This is a genomic window from Streptomyces sp. LHD-70, assembly GCF_031157275.1.
Lineage (GTDB): Bacteria > Actinomycetota > Actinomycetes > Streptomycetales > Streptomycetaceae > Streptomyces.
In genome coordinates this window covers 34481-58995 of the sequence record NZ_JAVIFW010000014.1, presented here as the reverse complement: position 1 = coordinate 58995, position 24515 = coordinate 34481, and the positions used below count along the sequence as shown (strand labels likewise).

At 71.6% G+C, this 24515-nt stretch carries 22 protein-coding genes and 1 tRNA gene; 18 read left to right on the top strand and 5 right to left on the bottom strand.

Going from position 1 to position 24515, the window contains the following annotated elements:
- The first annotated feature begins 11 nt into the window (after nt 1-11).
- Together RCO28_RS25835 and RCO28_RS25830 are read left to right on the top strand one after the other, a co-directional pair.
- Nucleotides 12-911, top strand: a complete 900-nt coding sequence (locus RCO28_RS25835; protein WP_308943673.1) for a bifunctional DNA primase/polymerase — start codon at nt 12-14, stop codon at nt 909-911.
- 341 nt (nt 912-1252) lie between these two features.
- Complete coding sequence (locus RCO28_RS25830) at nt 1253-1696, top strand: cytidine deaminase (RefSeq protein WP_308943672.1); 444 nt, start codon at nt 1253-1255, stop codon at nt 1694-1696.
- A 104-nt stretch (nt 1697-1800) separates the two neighbouring features.
- On the opposite strand, the gene RCO28_RS25825 is transcribed toward RCO28_RS25830, so the two are convergent.
- Both RCO28_RS25825 and RCO28_RS25820 read right to left on the bottom strand, forming a co-directional pair.
- Nucleotides 1801-1885 (bottom strand) — tRNA-Ser (locus tag RCO28_RS25825).
- A 132-nt stretch (nt 1886-2017) separates the two neighbouring features.
- Nucleotides 2018-3556: a trypsin-like peptidase domain-containing protein gene (locus RCO28_RS25820; RefSeq protein ID WP_308943671.1), complete on the bottom strand. Its 1539-nt coding sequence runs from the start codon at nt 3554-3556 to the stop codon at nt 2018-2020.
- A 231-nt stretch (nt 3557-3787) separates the two neighbouring features.
- On the opposite strand from RCO28_RS25820, the gene RCO28_RS25815 reads away from it, so the two are divergent.
- From RCO28_RS25815 to RCO28_RS25805, 3 genes are all read left to right on the top strand, one after another.
- A complete protein-coding gene (locus RCO28_RS25815) occupies nt 3788-4648 on the top strand; it encodes a glycerophosphodiester phosphodiesterase (RefSeq protein WP_374991247.1) in 861 nt (286 codons plus the stop codon).
- 158 nt (nt 4649-4806) lie between these two features.
- Nucleotides 4807-5421: an ATP-binding protein gene (locus RCO28_RS25810; RefSeq protein ID WP_308943670.1), complete on the top strand. Its 615-nt coding sequence runs from the start codon at nt 4807-4809 to the stop codon at nt 5419-5421.
- 180 nt (nt 5422-5601) lie between these two features.
- Nucleotides 5602-6579, top strand: coding sequence for a DUF5926 family protein (locus RCO28_RS25805; RefSeq protein WP_308943669.1), 978 nt, complete (start codon nt 5602-5604; stop codon nt 6577-6579).
- A 246-nt stretch (nt 6580-6825) separates the two neighbouring features.
- On the opposite strand, the gene RCO28_RS25800 is transcribed toward RCO28_RS25805, so the two are convergent.
- Nucleotides 6826-7518: a hypothetical protein gene (locus tag RCO28_RS25800; protein WP_308943668.1), complete on the bottom strand. Its 693-nt coding sequence runs from the start codon at nt 7516-7518 to the stop codon at nt 6826-6828.
- A gap of 92 nt (nt 7519-7610) precedes the next feature.
- Nucleotides 7611-8285 carry a bifunctional DNA primase/polymerase gene (locus tag RCO28_RS25795; protein ID WP_308943667.1) on the bottom strand — a complete coding sequence of 225 codons (675 nt, stop codon included), beginning with the start codon at nt 8283-8285 and terminating at the stop codon, nt 7611-7613.
- A gap of 618 nt (nt 8286-8903) precedes the next feature.
- Between RCO28_RS25795 and RCO28_RS25790 the strand changes: the two genes are divergently transcribed.
- From RCO28_RS25790 to RCO28_RS25780, 3 genes are all read left to right on the top strand, one after another.
- On the top strand, nt 8904-10301 hold the full coding sequence (locus RCO28_RS25790; RefSeq protein ID WP_374991246.1) for a PP2C family protein-serine/threonine phosphatase: 1398 nt from the start codon (nt 8904-8906) through the stop codon (nt 10299-10301).
- Nucleotides 10302-10476: 175 nt separating this feature from the next.
- Nucleotides 10477-11937: an aminopeptidase P family protein gene (locus RCO28_RS25785; protein WP_308943665.1), complete on the top strand. Its 1461-nt coding sequence runs from the start codon at nt 10477-10479 to the stop codon at nt 11935-11937.
- 185 nt (nt 11938-12122) lie between these two features.
- The gene (locus RCO28_RS25780) at nt 12123-12998 is read left to right on the top strand and encodes an alpha/beta hydrolase (protein ID WP_308943664.1); all 876 of its coding nucleotides are present in this window, start codon (nt 12123-12125) and stop codon (nt 12996-12998) included.
- Nucleotides 12999-13027: 29 nt separating this feature from the next.
- On the opposite strand, the gene RCO28_RS25775 is transcribed toward RCO28_RS25780, so the two are convergent.
- Nucleotides 13028-13504, bottom strand: coding sequence for an ATP-binding protein (locus RCO28_RS25775; protein ID WP_308943663.1), 477 nt, complete (start codon nt 13502-13504; stop codon nt 13028-13030).
- Between the two features lie 222 nt (nt 13505-13726).
- Here RCO28_RS25775 and RCO28_RS25770 point away from each other — a divergent pair, with 222 nt between their 5' ends.
- From RCO28_RS25770 to RCO28_RS25725, 10 genes are all read left to right on the top strand, one after another.
- Complete coding sequence (locus tag RCO28_RS25770; protein ID WP_308943662.1) at nt 13727-14572, top strand: hypothetical protein; 846 nt, start codon at nt 13727-13729, stop codon at nt 14570-14572.
- Nucleotides 14573-14746: 174 nt separating this feature from the next.
- Entirely contained in the window at nt 14747-15487 is a 741-nt protein-coding gene (locus RCO28_RS25765) for a YcnI family protein (RefSeq protein ID WP_308943661.1), read from the top strand.
- A gap of 83 nt (nt 15488-15570) precedes the next feature.
- Complete coding sequence (locus RCO28_RS25760) at nt 15571-16242, top strand: SCO family protein (RefSeq protein ID WP_308943785.1); 672 nt, start codon at nt 15571-15573, stop codon at nt 16240-16242.
- On the top strand, nt 16239-16766 hold the full coding sequence (locus RCO28_RS25755; protein ID WP_308943660.1) for a copper chaperone PCu(A)C: 528 nt from the start codon (nt 16239-16241) through the stop codon (nt 16764-16766). Before RCO28_RS25760 ends, RCO28_RS25755 begins: the two co-directional genes overlap by 4 nt.
- A gap of 14 nt (nt 16767-16780) precedes the next feature.
- Nucleotides 16781-18916, top strand: coding sequence for a copper resistance protein CopC (locus RCO28_RS25750; RefSeq protein WP_308943659.1), 2136 nt, complete (start codon nt 16781-16783; stop codon nt 18914-18916).
- Nucleotides 18917-18920: 4 nt separating this feature from the next.
- Nucleotides 18921-20291 (top strand): iron uptake transporter deferrochelatase/peroxidase subunit, encoded by a 1371-nt coding sequence (efeB, locus tag RCO28_RS25745; protein ID WP_308943658.1) that lies wholly within the window; start codon nt 18921-18923, stop codon nt 20289-20291.
- 44 nt (nt 20292-20335) lie between these two features.
- Entirely contained in the window at nt 20336-21271 is a 936-nt protein-coding gene (gene pheA / locus RCO28_RS25740) for a prephenate dehydratase (protein WP_308943657.1), read from the top strand.
- Between the two features lie 581 nt (nt 21272-21852).
- The gene (serS, locus tag RCO28_RS25735; protein WP_308943656.1) at nt 21853-23130 is read left to right on the top strand and encodes a serine--tRNA ligase; all 1278 of its coding nucleotides are present in this window, start codon (nt 21853-21855) and stop codon (nt 23128-23130) included.
- Nucleotides 23127-24140: an HAD family hydrolase gene (locus tag RCO28_RS25730; RefSeq protein WP_308943655.1), complete on the top strand. Its 1014-nt coding sequence runs from the start codon at nt 23127-23129 to the stop codon at nt 24138-24140. The genes serS and RCO28_RS25730 overlap by 4 nt, the downstream gene beginning before the upstream one ends.
- Nucleotides 24137-24499: a DUF488 family protein gene (locus tag RCO28_RS25725; protein WP_308943654.1), complete on the top strand. Its 363-nt coding sequence runs from the start codon at nt 24137-24139 to the stop codon at nt 24497-24499. Before RCO28_RS25730 ends, RCO28_RS25725 begins: the two co-directional genes overlap by 4 nt.
- Nucleotides 24500-24515 lie beyond the last annotated feature (16 nt).

The following is a 24515-nucleotide window of genomic DNA, read 5'->3' as shown; positions in this document are numbered from 1 at the left end:
AAAATGAAGCCATGGCCACCACCGACCGGCACGCCACCACCCTGGCCCTCGCCCACGCCCTGTCCGCCGCGGAGCGTGGGCTCGCCGTCATCCCGCTCTCCCGCACCAAACTCCCGGCCCTGCGCTCCCCGCACCGCGCCGAACCACACCCGTCCACCCCCTGCCACGGCGAATGCGGCCGCCCGGGCCACGGGGTGTACGACGCGACGACCGACCCGGCCCGCATCCGCGAGCTCTTCGCCGCCGCCCCCTGGGCCACGGGGTACGGCATCGCGTGCGGCCTGCCCCCGCACCACCTCATCGGCATCGACCTGGACGACAAGCCGGGGCCCGACGGCCCGGACTGCTCGGCGACGCTGCGCGAGCTGGCCCTGCGGCACCTCTTCACGATCCCGGACACGGTGGTCGTCCTCACCCCGAGCGGCGGCCGCCACCTCTGGCTCTCCGGACCGCCCGACGTCGTCGTCCCCAACTCCGCGAGCCGGCTCGCCCCCGGGATCGACGTCCGGGGTGCGGGCGGCTATCTCGTCGGCCCCGGTTCCCGCACCGAACACGGGGTGTACGCCACGGCTCCCGGCACGGCCCACCTCGCGCCCGCCCCCTGCCCCCGCTCGCTCCTCCGCCTCCTCACGCCGCCGCCGCGCCCCCGCACGCGTTCCGCTTCCGCTTCCGCGACGGGCGGCCCTGCGGGCGCCGCGCAGGGTGAGGGCCTGATCCAGTTCGTCCTCGGCGCGCGCACGGGCCAGCGCAACACCCGCCTCTTCTGGGCCGCCTGCCGCGCGTACGAATCCGGCATCGGCGAGACCCTCGCCCCGCGCCTCACCACTGCGGCCACCCAGACAGGCCTGACACCCCACGAGGCACGAGCGACGATCGCTTCGGCGGCTCGGGTGGTGGGCGGGCGGGGGTAGGCGTGCCGTTCGGGGATCAGGCGGGATCCGGTCGGCGGTCAGCTGTCGGCGGATCGGGTCGGCGGTGGGCGGATCGGGTCGGCGGTCGGCTGTCGGCTGTCGGCTGTCGGCTGTCGGCTGTCGGCTGTCCGATGCGGCCCGGCGGTCTGCGGGCGCCGGATCCGGTCGGCTGTCGGCTGTCGGCTGTCCGATGCGGCCCGGCGGTCTGCGGGCGCCGGATCCCGTCGACGGAAACCCGGCCCGGCGCGGCGCGGCCCGGCCTCAACTGGGCGTTGCTGCCTTCCAGTTGCTGCTCAAAGGGCGCTCGAAGCCGGACCGGGCTCCATGCCAGACTCCCGCCCATGAAACTCGACCAGGCGCTCGTGGACGCGGCCATGGAGCTCATGGACCGGCGCTGGCCTTCGGACGAACCCGGCGGCGCGGCCGCCGTACGGCTCGCCGACGGGGGCATCCTGACCAGCGTCGGCCTCGACAACATGCACGGCTCGGTCACGCTCTGCCAGGAGGCAGGGGCGTTCATCCAGGCGTACACGCAGAACCGTGCCGTCACCGCCTCCGTCTGCGTCTGCCGTGACCTGGAGCGGGACCGGGTACTGATCCTGCCGCCCTGCGGCATCTGCCAGGAGCGTCTCGCCCTGTGGGGTCCGTCCGTCGAGGTCGGCGTCCCACGGGAGGGCGATCCCACCCAGTGGGAGGCGCGGACGCTCGCAGAAGTGAACCCGTACTACTGGGGCCCGCAGTTCGCCGACGGGCAGTGGCCCTCCCAGGCACAGCACTCCGAGTGACGCCCACCCGCCCGCGTGACAGCCGCCGATCCGCATGACCTCCGCGGCCTCCGCCCATGACGAGGGCCCTGACCGATCCTGCCGGTCAGGGCCCTCAACTCACGCGGTGGGTGTGGGATTTGAACCCACGGTGACTTGCGCCACGACGGTTTTCAAGACCGTTCCCTTAGGCCGCTCGGGCAACCCACCCTCGCCCCGCCTCACCTGCTGCGGAGCGGGCTACAGCCTACCGGCCTCCGGGGCCGCCGTGGGCGTACGGGCGCGTTCTGCCCGGAGCGCGACCGCATGATCCGGAAACCGGGCCCACGGCCGCGCGTTCGCTCAGTCCTCGCCCTTGCTGCCGAGCACGACGTCCACGGTGTGCTCCTCGCCGCCGCGCTTGAACGTCAACTCCACCGTGTCGCCCGGCTTGTGGGTCCAGATCTCGCTGATCAGCGTGGGGCCGCTGTCGATCGGGCGGTCGTCGAGCCGGGTGATCACGTCGCCCGCCCTGAGCCCCGCCTTGTCCGCGGGCCCGCCCTTGGTGACCGGAGCCGAACCGCCCACGCCCTCGTCGGAGATCCGCGCACCGTCACTCGTCGACTGGTCCAGGGAGACCGAGGCGCCGATCATCGGGTAGACCGCCTTGCCGGTCTTGATCAGCTGGTCGGCGACGTTCTTCGCCTGGTTGATCGGGATGGCGAAACCGAGGCCGATCGAACCGCCCTGACCGCCGCCGAGCCCGCCACCGCTCTCCGCGGGCTTGATCGCGGAGTTGATGCCGATCACCGCACCGCGCGCGTCGAGCAGCGGCCCACCCGAGTTGCCCGGGTTGATCGACGCGTCCGTCTGCAGCGCGCTCATGTACGAGTTCTTCGAGCTCGTACCGTCGCCGGAGGCCACCGGGCGGTTCTTGGCGCTGACGATGCCCGTCGTCACGGTGTTGGACAGGCCGAAGGGCGCGCCGATCGCGATGGTCGAGTCGCCCACGGCCACGCCCTCCGAGTTGCCGAGAGGCAGCGGCTTGAGCCCCGAGGCGTTCTTGAGCTTCAGGACCGCCACGTCGTACCCCTGCGCCAGGCCGACCACTTGCGCCTCGTACTTCTTGCCGTCCGAGAACGTGACCTGGATCCGGCCGCCGTCCGCGGCGGACGCCACCACGTGGTTGTTGGTGAGGATGTGGCCCTGCTTGTCGTACACGAAGCCGGTGCCCGTGCCGCCCTCGCCCTGCGCGCCGCCGCCCTGTGCGTCGATGGTGACGACGCTGGGGAGCGCCTTCGCCGCGATGTTCGCGACGGTGCCCGGATCACGCTTCAGGTCGGCGGGGGTGTCCGAGGCGGAGACCGTGGTCGAGTCCACGGCCGAGTCGTTGCGCTCCGCCGCCCAGTACCCGATCCCGCCGCCGATGCCACCGGCGAGCAGCGCGGCGACCAGAACTCCGGCGACGAGCCCGCCCTTGCGCCGGCCGGGCACAGGCGCGGGCGGCTGATAGCCCGCGCCCCACCCGTGGCCACCGCCCCCGTACGCGTACGCGGGCACGGCGGGCGGAGTGGGCGGCGTGGGCCCACCGGCACCGGCACCCTCGGCGTGCGGCCCCGGGGCCGGTCCCGGCGGAGGCGGCGGCACGGGCGGGAGCGGCGCGGTGTGCTGCTGATCCGGGTTCCCGGGTTCGGCCGAAACCGGCCGCTGCTGGTCCGCCGAAACCGGTCGCTGCTGGTCCGCCGAAACCGGTCGCTGCTGGTCCGCCGAAACCGTCCGTTGCTGCTCGGTCGGTGCCGACTCCGTGCCGGACGTCGCGTCGGGAGCGGCCGCCGGAGGCACAGGCACGGAAGGTGCGGACGGGGCGGGGTTGACCTCGTTGCCCTCGTTCTCGGTGCTCACAGCTCTCTCTCCTCGATCCACGGCGCCGGGCCGTCCTGACCCGGCTGTGCGGTTGTCCCGTTGCAGTTCAGCTTTTCCCACTGTGTGGTTTCAGCTTTTCCCATGGGACGTCAGGGGACCATAAGCCGCACCTGTGCGTCCTGCCCTCAACCTTTATGTCGGACCAAACGGGCGCACCCGCCCCCCGGAGGGGCCGCACGAAGGAGGCTCCACGAGTGACACCATGACGCGGTGACCTCCGCACCACAGACACCTCCCGCGGGCCCGATCCGACCCTCCGCCGGGGTCCCTCAGGTCGTCGCGCACAGGGGCGCTTCGGACGAGGCCCCTGAACACACCCTCGCCGCCTACAAGAAGGCCATCGAGGACGGCGCCGACGCCCTCGAATGCGACATCCGCCTCACCGCCGACGGCCACCTCGTGTGCGTGCACGACCGTCGCGTCAACCGTACGTCAAACGGTCGCGGCGCGGTCTCGACGCTGGAGCTCGCCGATCTGGCCGCCCTCGACTTCGGCTCCTGGAAGCTCCGCGCCGACGCCGAGCAGCCCGCCGAGTCCCCGGACTGGACCGAGCACCCCGATCGCGCCGACACCTCCGTCCTGACCCTGGAACGGCTCCTGGAGCTGGTCGCCGACGCGGGCCGCCCGGTCGAGCTCGCCATCGAGACCAAGCACCCCACGCGCTGGGCCGGCCAGGTCGAGGAGCGGCTGCTGCTCCTCCTGAAGCGCTTCGGCCTGGACGCGCCGCCGCCCGAAGGCCCTTCGCCGGTACGGGTCATGAGCTTCTCGGCGCGTTCCCTGCACCGTGTGCGCGCCGCGGCCCCGACCGTCCCGACCGTCTACCTCATGCAGTTCGTCTCGCCCCGGCACCGCGACGGACGGCTCCCGCGCGGTGTCGGCATCGCCGGCCCCGGCATCCGCATCGTCCGCAACAACCCGGCGTACATCGAGAGGCTCAAGCGCGCCGGAAACCGTGTGCATGTGTGGACGGTGAACGAACCCGAGGACGTCGAACTCTGCGTGCGCCTGGGCGTCGACGCCATCATCACCAACCGCCCGCGCGCCGTGCTCAGCCAACTCGGCCGCACCTGACGCCCCGTACGACCCATCCCTCACTACGCGCGCGTGCCGCACGACGCGCGCGTGCCGCATCCCGCGCCCCGGAAGGCAGGTCGGGCAACGCTCAGGAGCCTCTCCCGCCACTCACGCAGAGTGCACCGGCGCGTTCATTCGGTACGCGATCGTCACGAGTGCGTCACCGGAGGTGGATTGGCCGGTTTCCGGTCCAGTCCAGTGGGGCATTCACACCGTGGCGTGGGGCAAAGGAGGTCTCGGGGGTGGCGTTGGTGGTGGCACAGGAGGTGCCCGCGTCGTCAAGCATGGCCGTACCCCATGGCCCTGCGGGCGTGGGCAAGGCACGACACCGGATGCGGGATCAGCTGCGCATCAGCGGGGTGTCGGATTCGGTCATTGACGATGCCGTCCTGATCCTGTCGGAGTTGCTCAGCAACGCGTGCCGGCACGGCCGGCCGCTGGGCCGGGGATCGATGGTCGGAGACGGAGACGTGCGGGCCGCGTGGCGGGTGGAACCGGCGGGGCGTCTGACGGTGGAAGTGACGGACGGCGGTGGTCCCACCCGACCGGTTCCGGCCACGCCCTCGGTCACCGCTCATGGCGGCCGCGGGCTGAACATCATCACGTCGCTGGCGGAGGATTGGGGTGTCAGGGACGGTACGACGGGCGAAGTCACCGTGTGGGTCGTCCTGAAGGACGTCACGTGCCGTACGGATTTCGCTACGCGCGTCGCTGCCCCTGCGGCCGTCGCCGAGCTCGAATTCGCGGACCCCTTCGAGGACTTGGCCTGAGCGCACGCCCGTCGCCCGGTTGTCGCCCGCCCGTCGCCCGGTCGTCGCCCGGCGGTCCCGGCGCGGTGAGCGCGGCCCGGCTCGATCCCCGTCCGGGTTATCCACAGGCACCTCGGTCTTCGCGTACGAACGGCTAGGCTCGCGCCGTACGCAGGAAGACGTCACCGGGAGACACCCACGATGGCCAAGAAGCGCCCCCAGACCAAGGGCCAGCCCCAGGGCAAGAAGGCACAGCTCACCGATGGAGAGATCCCGGTCGTCGGTGCCCGTGAGCCCTGCCCCTGCGGTTCCGGCCGCCGGTACAAGGCCTGTCACGGCCGGGCCGCCGCGCACGCCGTGACCGAGCTGGTGCACCGCCCCTTCGAGGGCCTGACCGGCGAGGGGGACTGGGTGGCGCTGCGCGAGCTCGTGCCCGCCGCGACCGCCGAGCTCACCCTCAAGGACGGGCTGCCGGAGGGCGTCCCGTCGGTCACGCTCGCCACGGTGCTTCCGATGGCCTGGCCGGGCCTGCGCCGCGAGGACGGCTCGGTGCTGATCGGCCTGCAGAACGACATGGCCTCCGGCGACCTCAGCCGTGACCTGGCCGACACCCTGCTGCAGGCCCTGGAAACGGAGCCGGGCAAGCCGGTGAGCGGCCGCCGCGCCCCCGCCGACGGCCCACGTCTGCAGGACCTGCTCGACCCGGCCGCACCCTTCGAGCCGGTGGTGCACACGGGCTTCGAGTTCTGGATCCCGGACTCGGAGAACGCCACGCCGGACGTCGCCGCTTCCCTGGAGCGCGCCAACGCCGCGGCGATCCCCACGGTCAAGCTGGCCGGTGTGGACGCGGCGTACTGGTGCGAGACCCCGGAGAAGAACCACCTGCGCTGGGTGATGCAGCACCCCGAGGAGAAGCTGCTCGACGCCCTGGCCCGGCTGCACGCCGCGGGCACCTCGAGCCTCGGCGAGGGCACACGCCTGGTCGGCTCGTTCCGTGCGCACGGCCTGATGGTGCCGGTCTGGGACCTGCCGAGCGAGGTCACCGCGGCCGACGTGGAGAAGCCCGCCGCCGAGTTCGCCGAGCGCCTCGCGGCCGCGCTCGCCACGGACGCCCCGCTGACCACCGAGGAGCGCCGGGCCCGCGGCGGCCTCACCAACCGCCAGGTCACCCTGAACTGACCCGTCGGACGCGTCCGGAACGGCCCTGAAGCAGCCGGGAACATATGACTCGTGTCACAACTCCCGGTAAGCACAGGTAAATCCGTGTCCGAATAGCAGAGATCGAATTTGCGAACCGCCGATCTCTTGTTACCGTTCAGGTAGCCCGGTTGCTGGTGCATCCCCCGTCGCCAGCAACCGGGCGCTTGTCTTTTCTGCGGAATCCCGCATTCAGCTCCCCGCCAGGCCCGGCGCCTGCTCCCCGGCTCAACTCCTGGGTGTGTGGGGCGAGTTGCTCCCGGAGCGCAGTAGCAGCGGCCGCTCCGCTGCTTCCCCCTCAGCCCCCTCCGGCGCCGCGAACTCCGCGATCGCCGTATACGCCGAGGGCTCCCCCTGCCCGGGTTCGCGCGGGGTCTCACAGGCGCCGGGTTCGTCGTCGGCCCCGACGGCACAGTGCATCTGCACGGTCCGCCCGCCGGGACCCATCAGCGTCAGCACGGCGCGCAGCTGCTCACCGGTCGCATTGCGGTAGTACGTCCGCGCCCAGATGTCGCCTCTCTGCGCCAGCACACAGGTCTGGGCCTCCACACCCTCGGGGGAGACGAGTTCCGGTCCGCACTGCGCGGCGGTGGTGAGTCCGAGCCCGGAGAGCAACCCGTCGCCGGACGCCTCCGCGCCCTTCGACCCACGGCTCTTGCCCTGCTGCGCGCCACCCTCGACCGGCGCGCCGGCCTCCGCCTGCCCACCGGCCCCGCTCGGCTCGGCGGATTCCCGCCGTACATCTCCTTCGTTCCGTACGCCTGATTCCTGCCGTACGTCTGACCCCTGCCGTACATCCGATCCCTGCCGTACGGCCTCGGAGGTGGCGTCGCCCGCCGGTCCTGCGAGGGCCCCGGCGAGGGGCAGGGAGGTGGTGAGTGCCACGGCGGCGATGAGCGCCGCCAAGCGAGCTCGCTGCAAGGGACCCACCTGCTCGACTGCTACGGGGGAAGGGAATGGCCCGAAGATATCGGCGGAGCACAGGGCCGCGGAGCGGTCCGCGCCCGTTTCCGCTACATCTCGGGCGCGCTCACACCCGTACGAGTGAGGGTCTCGACGAGGACGTCCACGACCGCCTCGACGTCGGGCACCCAGGGCCGGGCCGAGCCGGGCAGCGGGGCGCGCTCCCAGCGGACCTGGCCGCGGCCGGTCTCGGAGGGTGGCAGCACCACATAGCCGCCCTCGCCGTGGAAGCGGAGCGAGCCGGGCACCTCGTCCTTGGCGTAGAGCAACTCGCCGAGCCGGGCGAGGGAGTAGGGCGCGACGAGCAGATACCAGCGCTCGGGGGTGGCGACGACCGGGCCGAGACGGAGATCTGCGCGGTCGAGCTGACCGAGGGCGCGGGCCGCGGCGAGGGCGGGCAGGCTGACCGCGCAGGGGCCGGGGGCGCCGGTGGCCAGGATGACCGGAGCGGTGGGGCGGTTGGTCCACCACCAGCGGACCATGCGCTCATCGGTGGTCGCGGCGAGGAGGCCGGGGTCGAAGGGGTGGGCACCGGGCTGGGCGCAGTCGGCGTCCGGGCAGGCACAGCCGGGCAAGCCGGTCTGCTTGGGTCCGACTCCGGGAAGCACCGGCCACTGCCACGCCGTGGCAAAGGTCAGGGCTGCGCTGATCTGCTCAGGCCTGCCATTGGTTCGCTTCGACAGGTTCGACAGGAGCTTGCGTCGCCTTCCGAGGATCTCGCGCATGAGCGCTCGTTCCTTTCCGTTGAACGCCGAGGGCCACATCACACCATGCGTGCATCTGTTCACCGTGCGTACAAGTCGGCGCTTCACACCCCAGCTCAAGCATGGGGAACCCCAATGGGGTCGAGCGTTGGCTGTGCTCCATTAAAGCCTGGCGGAGGGTGGCGCGTGCATGGCGTTTGTGTGCCGTTGCGTATGCCGTGTGCGTTTGCTCGCTGTGCTCGCAGTCCCGCCGTTTCCACCCTCGAACGAGTGGGGAGCGGCCGCCGCAGGTTAAGACGCGGAGGTCCGGTGCCAGGTTCCGGGACGGCCCAACTGCCCCTGCCCTACACCGATTACGTACCCATCACGACCGCTGTGACGCCGTGTTGAACGAGGCCAGTCGACCGCAATATGCCCTTACTGCTGTCATTTTTCAGCCAACTTGTATTTCGCTTCACAAGCAGCCTCACACACTCCGCCAGACCTCTGAAACCCCATGGACACCAGCTTTCCCATCCGGACAATGCTGGACATCCCATCACCGGGCCGTGTACATGTGGAGGCACTGCTGACGGCGCAGAATGACAGGGGGTTTGCGATGCTATTGAGCAATACGCACCGGCCCGAAAGCCGGACGCCATGAACGCCCCGCACCTTCCGAATGTGGCTGGAATCGACTCAACGGTTCCCTCTCCTGCGCAGACTGCCGCGTCCGTCCAGAATTCCCCCGGCGCCACCTCGACGAGCCCGCCCCCGCCGCCCGCCGGCGCCGTGCTCCAGGACCGCCTCGCCGGCTGGGTCTCGGACCTCACCACGCTGCACGAGCTCACCGAGCGGCTGACCCGCACCGCCTCCCTCGACGAAGCACTCCAGGAACTGCTGCGCGCGGGCTCGGCCCTGGTCGGCGCACGCCGCGGCCTCGTCGTCCTCGAACCCGCCGACGGGCAGGGCCCCGACACCACGATCGGTCTCGGCCTCGCCCACGCGGACCTCGGGCACATCGAGACCGTGCCGCGCAGCTCCACCTCGTACGGCCGCATCCTCGACGGACTGCCGGAGGGCGAGACCGAGATCGCCAGCCCCGATCTGCTCTCCGAGGACGGCCTCGACCCCCGCCACCGCGAGGTCGCCGCCCGCCTCGGCTACGCCGCGAGTTACGCCGTCCCCCTCGCCACCGATGCCGCGGGCAAGCTCGGCGCCGCGGTCTGGCTGTACGACGAGCCCGCCGAACCGGTCGAGCACCAGCGCCATCTGATCGGCCTCTACACGCGGTACGCGACCGAGCACCTGGCCCGCCTGCTCGAACTGGAGCGGGCGCGCACCACCCTTGCGACCGTCGCCGAGGAGTTGCTGCCCAGCCGGCTGCCGCGGGTCGCCGGGGTGCAGCTCGCCGCCCGGCACCGCACGGGACCGCGCGGCGGCGGCGACTGGTACGACGCGCTGCCGCTGCCCGAGGGCGCGCTCGGTCTCGCGGTCGGCTCGGTCACCGGATCGGGGCCGAGCGCGGTGGCGGCGATGGGGCGGCTGCGCGCCTCGCTGCGCGCGTACGCCGTGATGGAGGGCGAGGATCCGGTCGCGGTCCTGTCCGATCTGGAACTTCTCCTTCGGCTGACCGAGCCGGCGCGCAGCGCGACCGCTCTCTTCGCCTACTGCGAACCGCACCAGCGCAAGATCGTCCTCGCGGGCGCCGGACACACGCCTCCGCTGATCATCGGCGAGCGGCGCACCGCGTTCGTGGAGACCTCGCTCTCCGCTCCGCTCGGGATGCTGGCCTGCTGGGAGGCGCCGAGCGTCGACCTGTCCCCCGCACCTGGCGAAACCGTTCTCTTCTATACGGACGGCCTGCTGCACCGCACCGGCGACGCCATGGACCGCGCCTTCGCCCGGCTCCACTCGGCGGCGTCCGGAGTGCCCCGCTCGATCCGGCACGACCCGGGCGCGATCGCCGACCACGTGCTGCGCACGGTGCTGCCGGACGGCCTCGACGCGGCGGACAGCCGCGAGGACGTGGTGATGCTGGCGGCCCGCTTCGAGTGACGGGTCTGCTGGGCGCCTCTTAAGAGAGACGGGTCTGCCGCGCGCCTCTTTTAGAGAGACGGTTTTCGAATCGTGCGCCTCAGGTGACGTTGGCCATAGGTCTAAAGGCTCTGGGACGTCTTCCGTACGGACATACGATGGAGAGCGGTCCAGTGTCGTACTGAGGAGGCAGACCGTGGCCGAACAGCTCACCCCGGAGACCCCGGACGAGTCTGAAGAGCAGCCGATCAAGCAGCGCAAGAACGGCCTGTACCCGGGCGTGTCCGACGAGCTGGCCGCGAACATGCAGTCCGGCTGGGCCGACACCGAGCTGCACGACCTGCAGCCCGTCCCGCAGGCCGAGCACACCGCCCGCCGCCGCGCGGCGCTGTCCGCGCGCTTCCCCGGCGAGCGCCTGGTGATCCCCGCGGGCAACCTGCGGACGCGCTCCAACGACACCGAGTACAGCTTCCGCGCGTCCACCGAGTACGCGTACCTCACCGGCAACCAGACTGAGGACGGCGTCCTCGTCCTGGAGCCGAAGGACGACGGCCACGAGGCGACGATCTACCTGCTGCCGCGCTCCAACCGTGAGAACGGCGAGTTCTGGCTGGACGGCCAGGGCGAGCTCTGGGTCGGCCGCCGCAACTCCCTCACCGAGGCCGAGAAGCTCTACGGCATCCCCGCCTCCGACGTGCGCGAGCTGCCCGCCGCGCTCGCCGAGTCGACCGGCCCGACGCGTGTCGTGCGCGGTCACGACACCGGCATCGAGAAGGCCCTGACCGACAAGGTCACCGCCGAGCGCGACGAGGAGCTGCGCGTCCACCTGTCCGAGGCGCGCCTGGTGAAGGACGCCTTCGAGGTCGCCCAGCTCGAGCAGGCCTGCACGTCCACGGCCCGCGGCTTCGAGGACGTCGTACGCGTCCTGGACAAGGCCGAGGCCACCAGCGAGCGCTACATCGAGGGCACCTTCTTCCTGCGCGCCCGCGTGGAGGGCAACGACGTCGGCTACGGCTCGATCTGCGCCGCCGGCCCGCACGCCACGACCCTGCACTGGGTCCGCAACAACGGCCAGGTCCGCTCCGGCGACCTGCTGCTCCTGGACGCGGGCGTGGAGACGAACGAGCTCTACACCGCCGACGTGACCCGCACGCTGCCGATCAACGGCCGCTACACCGAGCTGCAGAGGAAGATCTACGACGCGGTGTACGAGGCGCAGGAGGCCGGCATCGCGGCGGTCAAGCCGGGCGCCAAGTTCCGCGACTTCCACGACGCCGCGCAGCGCGTGCTCACCGAGAAGCTGGTCGAGTGGGGGCTCGTCGAGGGCCCCGTGGAGCGGGTGCTCGAGCTGGGTCTGCAGCGCCGCTGGACCCTGCACGGCACGGGTCACATGCTCGGCATGGACGTCCACGACTGCGCGGTCGCCCGCACCGAGGCGTACGTCGCGGGCACGCTGGAGCCGGGCATGTGCCTGACGGTCGAGCCGGGTCTGTACTTCCAGGCGGACGACATGACGGTGCCGGAGGAGTACCGCGGCATCGGCGTCCGCATCGAGGACGACATCTTCGTCACCGAGGACGGCAACAGGAACCTCTCGGCCGCGCTGCCGCGCCGGTCGGAGGATGTGGAGCAGTGGATGGCTCAGCTGAAGGGCTGAGCTGAAGGGCTGAGCTGAAGGGCTGAGCTGAGCATCGGCTCATGGCCGGTCGCCCCCGTCGGGGGTGGCCGGCCTTTGTCGTTCGTCGAGCGGGATTTTTTCCCTAGTGGTCGATACAGAAAGCGTGCTACGGTCTTTCTGTAGGGGCCGATACGGAATGTGAACGCCGAACGAGGGGGAGCCCCATGTCCACGCCCATGTCCATGTCCACACCCATGCCTGCGCGCAGTGCTGCGCCCAGCGCCTCGTACGCCCGGACCGTGCGGGGCTCCGGTCCCGGGTTGCTGCTCGCGCACGGCGCGGGAGGCGGCGTCGAGGCCAACTACGGCCCGCTGCTCGACGGCCTGGCCGCACACCGCACCGTCGTCGGCGTGGACTATCCGGGCACAGGGGCCACGCCGCGCGCCGAACACCCGCTCTCCCTCGACGAGTTGGCGGACGAGCTGGTCGGCGCCGCGGACGCGGAGGGGCTCGAGCGGTTCGCGATCGTGGGGTACTCACTGGGCGGCGCCGTGGCCGTACGTGCCGCGGCCCGGCATCCGGGACGGGTGACGGGGCTCGTCCTGACGGCGACGTTCGCCCGGCCGGACGCCCGGTTGCGGCTCGACGCCGAGGTCTGGCGGGACCTGTACGCGGCGGGGCAGCACGAGTCGCTGGCGAAGTTCATGCTCCCGAAGGCCCTCAGCCCGGCGGCTCTCGCGGCCCTCACCCCGCACGAGCTGGCGGCGGCGCTCGCGGGGGCGCGCGAGACCCTGCCCGCCGGGACCGCCGAGCACACGGACCTGGTCACGCGCGTGGATGTACGGGACGACCTCGGCACGGTGGCCCGCCTCGGCATCCCCTCCCTGGTCATCTCGACCGCGGCCGACCTGCTGGTCCGGCCCGAGCACCACCGCGAGGTGGCGGCGCTGCTGCCGGGTGCGGGCTTCGCCGAGCTCGACTCGGGCCATCTGCCCTTCGCGGAACGCCCCGAGGAATGGCTCGGCCTCATATCCGGATTCCTCACATCCGGATTCCTCACATCCGGACTCCTCGGGGAGGTCCGGGAAGAGACCTTCTGAGGGGACGGTCAGGCGCTCTGAGGGGACGGTCAGGCGCTCACCAGCGGAGCGTTCGTGCGCCACTTGAGGATCTTGTCGAAGCGGACCACGGCGCCGCTGCGGCCCGGCTTGTTGTCGAAGGAGGCGTGGTCGGCGATCTCCCGGATCAGATACAGGCCGCGGCCGTGCTCCGCGTCCGCGCCGGGCGTCCTGACCGGGCGGTCGTGACCGGCGGGCGGGAAGCCGGGGCCGGAGTCGACCACCTCGATGCGGCACATGTCGCCGTCGAGATAGGCCGTGACCCGGAAACCGCCGGGGGAGCCGGTGTGCGGGGCCGTGCCGTCGGACGCCTGGGCGCGGCCGCCGTGCTCGACGGCGTTGGCGCAGGCCTCGCTGAGGGCGACCGAGAGGTCGTAGGAAATGTCCGGATCGACGCCGGCCGTCTCCATCGTGCCGAGCAGATGGCGCCGGGCGAGCGGAACGCTCGCAGCCTCGCGCCGCAAGTGGAGGGACCACCAGATGCTCATGCTGAAGCCTCCTGGCTGCGGCTCGACATACCGATACCTATTGCCGCGACCGACCGCATATAAGCGCAGAGTTGACGTGATGCCGCCCATACGGCGGATGCGCGGAGGCACGACGCAAGGTACGGGAGCGATCAGTTCGCCCACAGGGGCCGGAGCCGACCTTTCGGACCTTGCGGACCTGCCGTATGGGGCGACCGGGGCCAGTGCGATGATGACCCGGTCATGGCTGCCCCCCTTCCGCGCACCCTGCGCGCAGCGCGTGAGACGCGCGAGACCCGCCCCGGAGTGAGCCTTCGGGCGCTTCGGGCCGCGGTGTTCGCCGCGGTCTGCGTCGCGCTGTCCGCGGGCGGCCACGCTCTCGCCTCCTGTGCCACGGTCCCGCTGTGGTCGCTCGGGATCGGGTTCCTCCTCGTGCTCGCGGTGGCGCTGCCGCTCGCCGGACGTCCGCGTTCGATGCCCGGCATCGCCGTCTCGCTGACGCTGGGGCAGCTCGGGCTGCACGCGCTGTTCGGGATCGGGCAGCAGGGCTCGCAAGTCGCCCAGAGTTCGGCGGACAGTGCGCTGATCGCGCAGGCCGCCCGCCTGGTGTGCGGTGCGGGTGCCGCCGCGATCAGTCCCACGGAGGCCCGCCGGATCCTGAGCACCGCGGGCATCGACCCGGACTCGGCGGTCGCCGCGCACCAGCACGGCGAGGCCGCGGCCACGCACGCGGCGGCGTCCGGCATGGGTACGGGGCTCGCGCCCGATGTGCCCATGCTGCTCGGCCACCTGCTCGCCGGGATCGCCGCGGGCTGGTTGCTGCGCCGCGGCGACCTCGCCCTGGTGCGGCTCTTCGAGCTGTCCGCGTACGCGGCGTACGGGATCGAGGAGGGCGCGCTCGTGCGTCCGCTGCGGGTGGCGCTCGCGCTGGCGCTGCTGCTGCGGGCCGGGCTGCGGACGCTGCTCGGCTGCCTGCCGTGCGCGGTGCGTACGGCGCGCCGGGTGCCGTGGCAGCCGCGTACGGCGGTTCTCGACGACACGGTGATCAGGCGCGGGCCACCCGCCGAGGCGTTCACGCTCGCTGCCTGACGCGGCCCTTCGGCAGTACGGAGGAAGCCGCGCCACGCGCGCGTGGTCCCGTGCCCCTGGGGCACCGGCTGCGTGCTCGCGCGTCGTGTGCCCGTGCCCTGCCGACCAGCGGGTGGGCCGCGCGCCCTTCACCGTTCCCACTGCCGAAAGTGGAGTTTGTCTGCCATGTCCGTCATGAATCGTCAGCTCAAGCGTGTGGCCGCCGCCGGTGCCGTCGCCGCCTCCGCCGTGCTCGTCCTGTCCGCCCCCGCCTTCGCGCACGTCAGCGTGCAGCCGCAGGGTGAGGCCGCGAAGGGCGGCTTCGCCACGGTCAACTTCAAGGTGCCGAACGAGCGGGACGACGCCTCGACGACCAAGCTCGAGGTGAGCTTCCCGACCGACCACCCGCTCGCCTCCGTCATGCCCCAGCCGGTGGACGGCTGGGACGTGAAGGTCACCGAGTCCAAGCTGGACAAGCCGATCGAGATGCACGGCGAGAAGATCGACGAGGCCGTCTCCAAGGTGACCTGGACCGCGGACGACAAGGGCATCGAGCCCGGCACGTTCCAGCAGTTCCCGGTCTCGGTCGGCGCGCTGCCCGAGGACGCCGACCAGGTCGTCTTCAAGGCCCTGCAGACGTACTCCGACAAGGAGGTCGTCCGCTGGATCGAGGAGCCGCAGGAGGGCGCGCCGGAGCCCGAGTCGCCCGCGCCCGTCCTGAAGCTCACCGAGGCGGCCGACGGCCACGGCCACGGCGCCGCGGCCGACAAGGCCTCGGACGACGCCAAGTCCGGTGAGGGCGCCACCGAGCAGGCCGCGAGCGACAGCAGCGACGGCCTGGCCCGCGGCCTCGGCGTCGCCGGCATCCTCGTCGGCGCCGCCGGCGTGGCCTTCGGCGTCCTGGCCGGGCGCCGCCGCGGCGAGTCCGCGAGCTGAGACAGCCGGTGCCGCGCGGGGGCGCATCCGTACGCCCCCGCCGCTCACCGGGCCATCACGAGAAACCCATGGGAACACCCGTCATGCGCAAGAAGACCGCTCTCGCCGTCACCGCCCTGTTCGCCGCCGCCACGCTGACGCTGTCGGCGTGCGGCACCGGTGGCGCGGACTCCGACCAGCCCGTCGCGGACGTGTCCGCGCAGGCGCAGGACAAGGCCGCGACCGTACTCGACCGGCCCTTCGAGAAGCCGGACCTGGTCCTGAAGGACACCAAGGGCAAGGAGTTCGACCTGCGCGAGCGGACCAAGGGGAAGCCGGTGCTGATGTACTTCGGGTACACGCACTGCCCGGACGTCTGCCCGCTCACCATGAGCAACATCGCGGACGCCAAGCGGCGCCTCGCGCAGAAGCTCCCCAAGGACGAACTGGCCGCCCTCCAGGTCGTCTTCGTCACCACCGACCCGGAGCGGGACACTCCGGCGGAGCTCGGCAAGTGGCTGAAGGCGCAGGACCCTTCGTTCATCGGTCTGACGGGTGACTTCCCGACCATCCAGGCGAGCGCCCGGACCCTCGGCATCAGCATCGATGCGCCGAAGAAGGAGAAGGACGGCTCGGTCACGTCCATGCACGGCAAGCAGGTCATCGCGTTCTCGCCGAAGAGCGACGCGGGCTACGTCCTCTACAACGGCGAGGAAGCGACCGCCGACGACTACGTGAAGGACCTGCCGAAGATCATCAAGGGAGAGAACCCGTGACACCCCGCACCACCCGCGCCACCCGCATCACCCCCCGCACCACCCTCGTCGTCGCCATAGCCGCCGTCTCGGCTCTGGCGCTGGCGGGCTGCGGTTCCTCCGACGGCTCCGAGAAGACCGGCGCGTCGAAGGAGAAGGCAGCCGCGGCGGACGCGAAGCCCCAACTCGGCGTGGCCGGTGGCTATATGCCCGAGCCCGTCACGAAGGACATGGCCGGCGGCTTCCTCACCGTCACCAACAAGGGCGGCGCCGACAAGCTCACGTCGGTCACCAGTGACGTGTCGAAGTCGGCGGAGATCCACGAAACCGTCGGCCAGAAGATGAAGAAGGCGAAGTCCTTCGACATCCCCGCGAACGGCACGCTGAAGCTGGAGCGCGGTGGCAACCACATCATGTTCCTCGAGCTGGAGAAGATGCCGAAGAAGGGCGACAAGATCGCCGTCGAGCTGCACTTCGAGAAGTCCGCGCCGGTCAAGGCCGAGCTCGAGGTGATGGATCCGACCCACAACCCGAACAGCCACTGAGGGAAGACGAGTTGATGCTGCCCACCGCTCCCCGCCTCGGCCGCACCGGTCCGCTGCTGCACCTCGTGCTGCTGCTCGCGGCCACCGTCGGCGTCCTGCTCGCGGGTGCCTCACCCGCGTCCGCGCACGCCGCGCTGACCGGGAGCGACCCGAAGCAGGGCGCGGTGGTGCAGCAGGCTCCTGAAGAGGTGACCCTGCAGTTCTCCGAGCAGGTCGCCATGTCGGACGACTCGATCCGGGTGCTCGACCCGAAGGGCAAGCGGGTCGACACCGGCGAGCTGCAGGACCTGTGCAGCGGAAGCGTCGTCAAGTACGGCGTCCCGCTGCACAGCGGGCTGCCCGAGGGCACCTTCACGGTCGCCTGGAGGGCGGTCTCCGCGGACAGCCACCCCATCTCCGGCGCGTTCAGCTTCTCCATCGGCGCCCCGTCGAAGACGAGCGTGGCGCTGCCGGAGCAGGAGGCGGGCGGCGGTCCGGTCGGCGTGCTGTACGACATCGCGCGCTATGTCTCGTACGCCGGTTTCGCCCTGCTCGTCGGTGGTGCCGCGTTCCTCCTTGCCTGCTGGCGGCAGGGCGTGGGCGTACGGGCGATGCAGCGGCTGATCGCATACAGCTGGGTCGGACTGACCGGGGGGACGCTGGCGCTGCTTCTGCTGCGCGGGCCGTACACCGACTCGGGGAAGCTCGCGGACGTCCTCGACCTCGGTGGGCTCGGCGCGGTGCTCGAGACCAAGACGGGCGCCGCCCTGGTCTCCCGGCTGCTGCTGCTCGGCGCGGCCGCGCTGTTCGTCGTGGTGCTGTTCGGGGCGTACGCGAGACGCGAGGACCCGGCCGAGAAGCGGGACCTGACGTTCGGCCTCGCCGTCGGCGGCGGGGTCGTGGCGGCCGGGCTCGCCTCGACGTGGGCGCTGGCCGAGCACGCCTCGACGGGGATCCAGAGGGCGATCGCCATGCCCGTCGACGTGGTCCATCTGCTGGCCGTGGCCGCCTGGCTCGGCGGTCTGACGGCGCTGCTCGTCGCCCTCTACCGCGCCCCGGCGGATCAACCGGTGGGCCGGGGCGCGGTGCAGCGGTTCTCCCGGATCGCGTTCGGCTCCGTGCTCGTCCTGGTGGCGACGGGCCTCTACCAGTCGTGGCGCCAGGTCGGTTCGTGGAACGCGCTGGTGTCCACGGCGTACGGGCAGTTGCTGCTCGTGAAGGTCGGGCTCGTGGTGCTGCTCGTCGGAGTCGCGTCGATCTCGCGGCGCTGGACGGCACGGATCGTGCGGGGCGCTGAGCCGGAGACGGCGGAGGGCGTCGCGGACGGAGAGGAACGCGACGCAGGCGAGGCGGCACGTGTCGTCGGGCAGCGGGCGGGGCGGCGTGCGGACGAGCCCGTGTCCGTACGAACGTCGCGTGCCACCGGCACCGCACCCGAGGCCGACGCGAACGCCGCCCCGGACGCCGGACCTGAAAACGCCCCGGACGCCGGACCTGAACCCGAGCCCGTGCCCGGCTCCGGACGCGAACCCGAACCCGATCCCGGACGCGAACCCGGACGCGAACCCGAACCCGAGGCTGACCACGACGCCGACCCCGAGCGGGCCGCTCAACTCGCCCGGCAGCGCGCCGCCGTGCACACCGCGCGCAAGAAGCGGATCAGGGACGCCGACCCGGACCGTGCGGGCCTCAGGCGCTCGGTGCTCGTGGAGGCGGCCGTCGCCGTCGTCCTGCTCGCCGTCACCACGGCCCTGACCACCACCGAGCCGGGCCGTACCCAGGAGCAGGTGGACCGGGCGGGCGCGGCCACCGGCAGCGCCGTGCCGAACCGCCCCGTGAACATGACGCTGCCCTTCGACACCGGCGGCCAGGACGGCAGGGGCACCGTCCGCATCGACCTCGACCCGGGTCGTACGGGCAGCAACACGCTGCACGTCTACGCCGAGCGCCCGAACGGCAAGGCCTTCGACGTACCCGAGCTGAAGGTCGCCCTCACCCTGAAGGCCAAGGACATCGGGCCGCTCCCGGTCGAGCCGGACCGGATCTCCACCGGCCACTGGAGCTCGGCGGGCGTGCAGGTGCCGATGCCGGGCAACTGGCAGCTCTCGGTGACCGTGCGCACCTCGGACATCGACCAAGTGACCGTCCACAAGAACGTGAAGATCGGCTGACGCCATGGCTGTTGACGACCGCGAAGAGAGCCCCTCCCGTACCCGTACGCGGAAGGAGGACTCCTCCCGTACCCGTACGCAGAAAGAGGCCTCCACCCGTACCCGTACGCCGCAGGACACCGGGCCGGAGGCGGCCGGCGGGTCCACCGTCGAGCTGTCCCGGCGGCGGCTGCTCGGAACGGTGGGCGCGGCGGGGGTCGGCGGGATCGCGCTCGGCGCGGTCGGCGGTGTGGCCGGGCACGCGGCGGCGCAGTCCGAGCCCGGGGCGGGCCTGGCCTCGGTGGGCCGTACGTCGGTGCCGTTCAACGGGGAGCAGCAGCCGGGCATCACCACGCCGATGCAGGCCCGCGGCCACCTGGTCGCCTTCGACCTGGCGCCGGGCGCGGGCCGCAAGGAGGCCGCCGCGCTGCTGCGCCGCTGGTCCTCAACGGCCCGCCGGCTGATGGCGGGGCGCACGGCGGCGGACGACTCCGCGGTCGCGTTCGACGCGGGACCGTCCTCGCTGACGGTGACGTTCGGCTTCGGGCGCAGCCTCTTCGGCCGTACGGGCCTTGAGAAGCAGCGGCCGTTCGCGCTCGACCCGCTGCCCGCGTTCTCCTCCGACCAGCTCGACGCCAAGCGCGGCGAGGGCGACCTGTGGGTGCAGATCGGCGCCGACGACGCCCTGGTCGCCTTCGACGCGCTGCGCACCCTGCAGCGGGAGGCGGGCGACGCGGCGCGGGTGCGCTGGCAGATGAACGGCTTCAACCGCACGCCCGGCGCGACGGAGAAGCCCATGACGACGCGCAACCTGATGGGCCAGGTCGACGGCACCAACAACCCGAAGGAGTCGGACGCCGACTTCCAGAAGCGGATCTTCGTCCCGGCGGACGGCTCGGCCGACCCGGCCTGGATGGCGGGCGGCTCCTACGCGGTCGTACGCCGGATCCGGATGCTCCTCGACGACTGGGAGAAGCTCTCGCTGAGCGACCAGGAGCAGGTCATCGGGCGCAAGAAGTCCGACGGCGCCCCGCTGACCGGCGGCTCGGAGACGACGGAGCCCGCGCTTGACAAGACCGGCCCCGACGGCAAGCTGCTGATCGCCGCGGACGCGCACGCCCGGATCTCCCGCCCGGACCAGAACGGCGGCGCCGCGATGCTGCGCAGACCGTTCTCCTTCCACGACGGGTACGACGAGGACGGCGTGCCGGACGCGGGCCTGCTGTTCATCTGCTGGCAGGCCGATCCGATGCGTGGCTTCGTACCGGTGCAGCGCAAGCTCGACCGGGGCGATGCGCTGTCGGCGTTCATCCGGCACGAGTCGAGCGGCCTGTTCGCGGTGCCCGGAGGTGCACGTTCCGGTGAATACGTGGGGCAGCGGCTGCTCGAGTCCTGAAGACGGCGGCGCCGCCCTCTCGATCGGCGCATTAAGGTGACGGTATGTCGGCCACGCGCTACACGTATCTCGGACCCGAGGGCACCTTCACCGAAGCCGCCCTGCGCACCCTGCCCGAAGCGGCGACCCGTGAGCTCGTGCCCATGGTGTCCGTGCCCGCCGCGCTCGACGCCGTGCGCGGCGGCCAGGCGGCGGCGGCGCTCGTGCCGATCGAGAACTCCGTGGAGGGCGGCGTCACCGCGACCCTCGACGAGCTCGCCACCGGTGAGCCGCTGATGATCTACCGCGAGGTGCTGCTCCCGATCGCCTTCGCGCTCCTGGCCCGGCCCGGCACGAAGCTGTCCGACATCAAGACGGTCACCGGTCACCCGGTCGCCCAGCCGCAGGTCCGCAACTGGCTCGCGGCCCATCTGCCGGACGCGCTGTGGGAGTCGGCGGCCTCGAACGCGGACGGTGCGCGCCTGGTGCAGGAGGGCCGCTACGACGCCGCGTTCGCGGGTGAGTTCGCGGCCGCGACGTACGGGCTCGAACCGCTGGTCACCGAGATCCACGACGCGGAGAACGCCGAGACCCGCTTCGTGCTCGTGGGCCGCCCGGCCCGGCCCGCGGCGCCGACCGGTGCCGACAAGACCTCCGTCGTCATCTGGCTCGACGACGACCACCCCGGCGCGCTGCTCGAATTCCTCCAGGAGTTCTCGGTGCGCGGGGTCAACCTGATGCTGATCCAGTCCCGGCCCACGGGCGCGGGCATCGGCAACTACTGCTTCTGCGTGGACGCCGAGGGGCATATCGCGGAGCGCCGGGTCGGCGAGGCCCTGATGGGGCTGAAGCGGATCGCGCCGAAGGTGCGCTTCCTCGGCTCTTACCCGCGCGCCGGTGTGACGCCCGCCGAGGTGCGGACGCTGCGCGCGGGCACGACGGACGCCGAGTTCACGTCGGCGGCGGACTGGCTGGCCCGGGTCCAGGACGGCCGGGCCTGAGTTTTCCGCCCGTCCCCTCGTTCACTCCCTCTCTGCCCTCGTTAACTCCCTCTCTCCCCTCAACTCCCTCTCTCCCCTCGTTCACTCCGCCTCTCCCCGCATTTCACTCCGCCTCTCCCTCTCCTCTTTCACCTTGTCCTACCTGCGGATTTTTCTCTGTCCACAGGGTTATCCACAGGTGGGCTTCTCGACCTGGGGACAAGTCGACACCAACCCCTGGCTTGGTCGACAAATCGCCCCGGTCGCCCCATTCCCTTCCACAGTCCCGCACGTCAGCCGTCGTCCACTCAATTCCTTTCATTAACGCTTTAGAGCGAGCCCTTTCCACTCGAAAGTGAGCATGCGAGGGGTTTGCGCCAGGAATTCTTCGGTCCGCATCTCGCTTCCGGAATGATCGTTTCCGGTATCCACAGACTTTTCGCACAGCCTGTGGATAACTTTCCTTCGAGGTCCACCCCCTGTGGACAAGCGCAGCTCACGGACCGCTCTCTTGCCCCCGGCTTGACCCCCGGCTTGCCCCCGGCGACGGCGCAGCGGAATACGGTCGAGGGCCCCGCGCACGCACCGGTAGCCTGGAGCGCGTGATTGACCTTCGCCTGCTCCGTGAGGACCCCGACCGTGTCCGCGCTTCTCAGCGCGCCCGTGGAGAGGACGTCACGCTCGTCGACTCTCTGCTCTCCGCCGACGAGCGCCGCAGGTCGTCCGGCGTCCGCTTCGACGAGCTGCGCGCCGAGCAGAAGCAGCTCGGCAAGCTGATCCCCAAGGCCTCGCCGGAAGAGCGGGCCGAGCTCCTCAAGCGCGCCGAGCAGCTGAAGGGCGACGTCAAGGCGGCCGACGCAGAGCAGGACGAGGCGAAGGCCGAGACCGACCGCCTCCTGCTCCAGCTGGGCAACCTCGTGCACCCGGACGTCCCGGTCGGCGGCGAGGAGGACTTCGTCGAGCTGGAGCAGCACGGCACGATCCGCGACTTCGGAGCCGAGGGCTTCGAGCCCAAGGACCACCTGGAGCTGGGCACGCTCCTCGGCGCGATCGACGTCGAGCGCGGCGCCAAGGTCTCCGGCTCGCGCTTCTACTTCCTCACCGGCGTCGGCGCCCTGCTCGAACTCGCCCTGGTGAACGCCGCGTTGGCGCAGGCCACGGCCGCCGGGTTCACGCCGATGCTGACCCCAGCCCTTGTCCGCCCGCAGTCGATGGCCGGCACGGGCTTCCTCGGCCAGGCCGCCGCCGACGTCTACCACCTGGACAAGGACGACCTGTACCTGGTCGGCACGTCCGAGGTCCCGCTCGCGGCGTACCACATGGACGAGATCATCGACGCGGACAAGCTGCCGCTGCGCTACGCCGGGTTCTCGCCCTGCTTCCGCCGCGAGGCCGGCTCGCACGGCAAGGACACCCGGGGCATCTTCCGGGTCCACCAGTTCGACAAGGTCGAGATGTTCTCGTACGTCGACCCGGCGGACTCCGAGGCCGAGCACAAGCGGCTCCTGGAGTGGGAGAAGCAGTGGCTGACCTCGCTCGAGCTGCCGTTCCGCGTGATCGACGTCGCCACCGGTGACCTCGGCTCCTCGGCCGCCCGCAAGTACGACTGCGAGGCCTGGATCCCGACGCAGGGCAAGTTCCGCGAGCTGACCTCGACGTCCGACTGCACCGAGTACCAGTCGCGCCGCCTCTCCATCCGGATGCGCGACGAGAAGAAGATCCGCCCGCTCGCGACGCTGAACGGCACGCTGTGCGCGGTGCCGCGGACCATCGTGGCGATCCTCGAGAACCACCAGCAGGCCGACGGTTCGGTGCGCGTGCCCGAGGTACTGCGCCCCTACCTCGGCGGGCGTGAGGTACTGGAGCCGGTCGCCAAGTGAGTTCACTTCCTGGTCCGGAGGGTCCGGAGGGTCCTGGCAGTCCGGACGGTCCGAAGAGTCCGGAGGCCACCGCGGGGGACGCCGACGCCGCGCGCGTCGTCACCGTCGGCTCGATGAAGGCCGGCGCCGCCGCGCAGGCCGCCGCCCAGCGGGACGCCCTGGCGCCCGCGGCCGAGCCGGGCACCTTCCCGTACAAGCTGATCGCGACGGATCTCGACGGCACGCTTCTGCGGTCCGACGAGACGATCTCGCCGCGTACGCGCGCCGCGCTCGAAACCGCCTGCGGGCTCGGCGCGGCGCACATCGTGGTCACCGGCCGGGCCGTGCCCTGGACCCGGCACATCCTCGACGACCTCGGGTACGAGGGCATCGCGGTGTGCGGCCAGGGCGCGCAGGTCTACCACGCGGGCGAGCACCGGCTGCTCACCTCCGTGACGCTCGACCGCCAGCTCGCCGGGCTCGCCCTGGCCAAGCTGGAGGCCGAGATCGGCCCGCTCGCGCTCGCCGCGAGCCGGGACGGCGTGGACGGCGAAGTGCTCGTCGGCCCCGGCTACCGCGTGCAGGAAGGCCCGCTTCCGGTCGTGGAGTTCACGGACTCTGCGGACCTGTGGTCGGCCCCGCTGAACAAGCTGTACGTCCAGCACCCCGGCCTCTCCGACGACGCGCTCGCCGAAGTGGCGCGGCGGATCGCCGGTGATCTGGTCGGCGTGACCATGGCGGGCCCCGGCATAGTGGAACTGCTGCCGCTCGGGCTTTCCAAGGCGACCGGTCTCTCGCTCGCCGCGCGGCGCCTGGGCGCGAAGGCCAAGGACACGATCGCGTTCGGCGACATGCCCAACGACGTCCCGATGTTCGGCTGGGCCGCGCACAGCGTGGCGATGGCCAACGCCCACGAGGAACTCAAGGCCGTGGCGGACGAGGTGACGGCGTCCAACGAGGACGACGGGATCGCGCTCGTCCTGGAGCGGCTGCTCGCCGACCGGGGATCTTTCGGAGGACCTGGATCATGACCGCCGCGCGTACCGTCCGACTCCGCCGGGTCTACGAGACACCGGAGGACGAGGACGGTACGCGCGTCCTCGTCGACCGCCTGTGGCCGCGCGGCCTGAGCAAGGCGGACGCGCGGATCGACGTCTGGCCGAAGGACCTCACTCCGTCGACGGAGCTGCGCCGGTGGTTCCACGGGCCCGGACAGGGCGAGTTCGAGGAGTTCCGTTCCCGCTACGAGGCGGAGCTTGACGGGGATGCAGCCCGGGCGGCGCTCGCCGAGGTTCGGGGGCTGGCCGCGAAGGGCACGGTCACGTTGCTGTCGGCGGTCAAGGATCTTGAGCGGAGCCATGCGGGCGTGCTGGCGGAGCGCTTGAGGTAGGGAGACTTTCCCTCCC

Coding starts and splice junctions, on each gene's coding strand:
- RCO28_RS25835 (WP_308943673.1), top strand. CDS start 12: ATGGCCACCACCGACCGGCACGCCACCACCCTGGCCCTCGCCCACGCC.
- RCO28_RS25830 (WP_308943672.1), top strand. CDS start 1,253: ATGAAACTCGACCAGGCGCTCGTGGACGCGGCCATGGAGCTCATGGAC.
- RCO28_RS25805 (WP_308943669.1), top strand. CDS start 5,602: ATGGCCAAGAAGCGCCCCCAGACCAAGGGCCAGCCCCAGGGCAAGAAG.
- RCO28_RS25795 (WP_308943667.1), bottom strand. CDS start 8,285: ATGCGCGAGATCCTCGGAAGGCGACGCAAGCTCCTGTCGAACCTGTCG.
- RCO28_RS25790 (WP_374991246.1), top strand. CDS start 8,904: ATGAACGCCCCGCACCTTCCGAATGTGGCTGGAATCGACTCAACGGTT.
- RCO28_RS25780 (WP_308943664.1), top strand. CDS start 12,123: ATGTCCACGCCCATGTCCATGTCCACACCCATGCCTGCGCGCAGTGCT.
- RCO28_RS25775 (WP_308943663.1), bottom strand. CDS start 13,504: ATGAGCATCTGGTGGTCCCTCCACTTGCGGCGCGAGGCTGCGAGCGTT.
- RCO28_RS25770 (WP_308943662.1), top strand. CDS start 13,727: ATGGCTGCCCCCCTTCCGCGCACCCTGCGCGCAGCGCGTGAGACGCGC.
- RCO28_RS25765 (WP_308943661.1), top strand. CDS start 14,747: ATGAATCGTCAGCTCAAGCGTGTGGCCGCCGCCGGTGCCGTCGCCGCC.
- RCO28_RS25760 (WP_308943785.1), top strand. CDS start 15,571: ATGCGCAAGAAGACCGCTCTCGCCGTCACCGCCCTGTTCGCCGCCGCC.
- RCO28_RS25750 (WP_308943659.1), top strand. CDS start 16,781: ATGCTGCCCACCGCTCCCCGCCTCGGCCGCACCGGTCCGCTGCTGCAC.
- efeB (WP_308943658.1), top strand. CDS start 18,921: ATGGCTGTTGACGACCGCGAAGAGAGCCCCTCCCGTACCCGTACGCGG.
- pheA (WP_308943657.1), top strand. CDS start 20,336: ATGTCGGCCACGCGCTACACGTATCTCGGACCCGAGGGCACCTTCACC.
- RCO28_RS25725 (WP_308943654.1), top strand. CDS start 24,137: ATGACCGCCGCGCGTACCGTCCGACTCCGCCGGGTCTACGAGACACCG.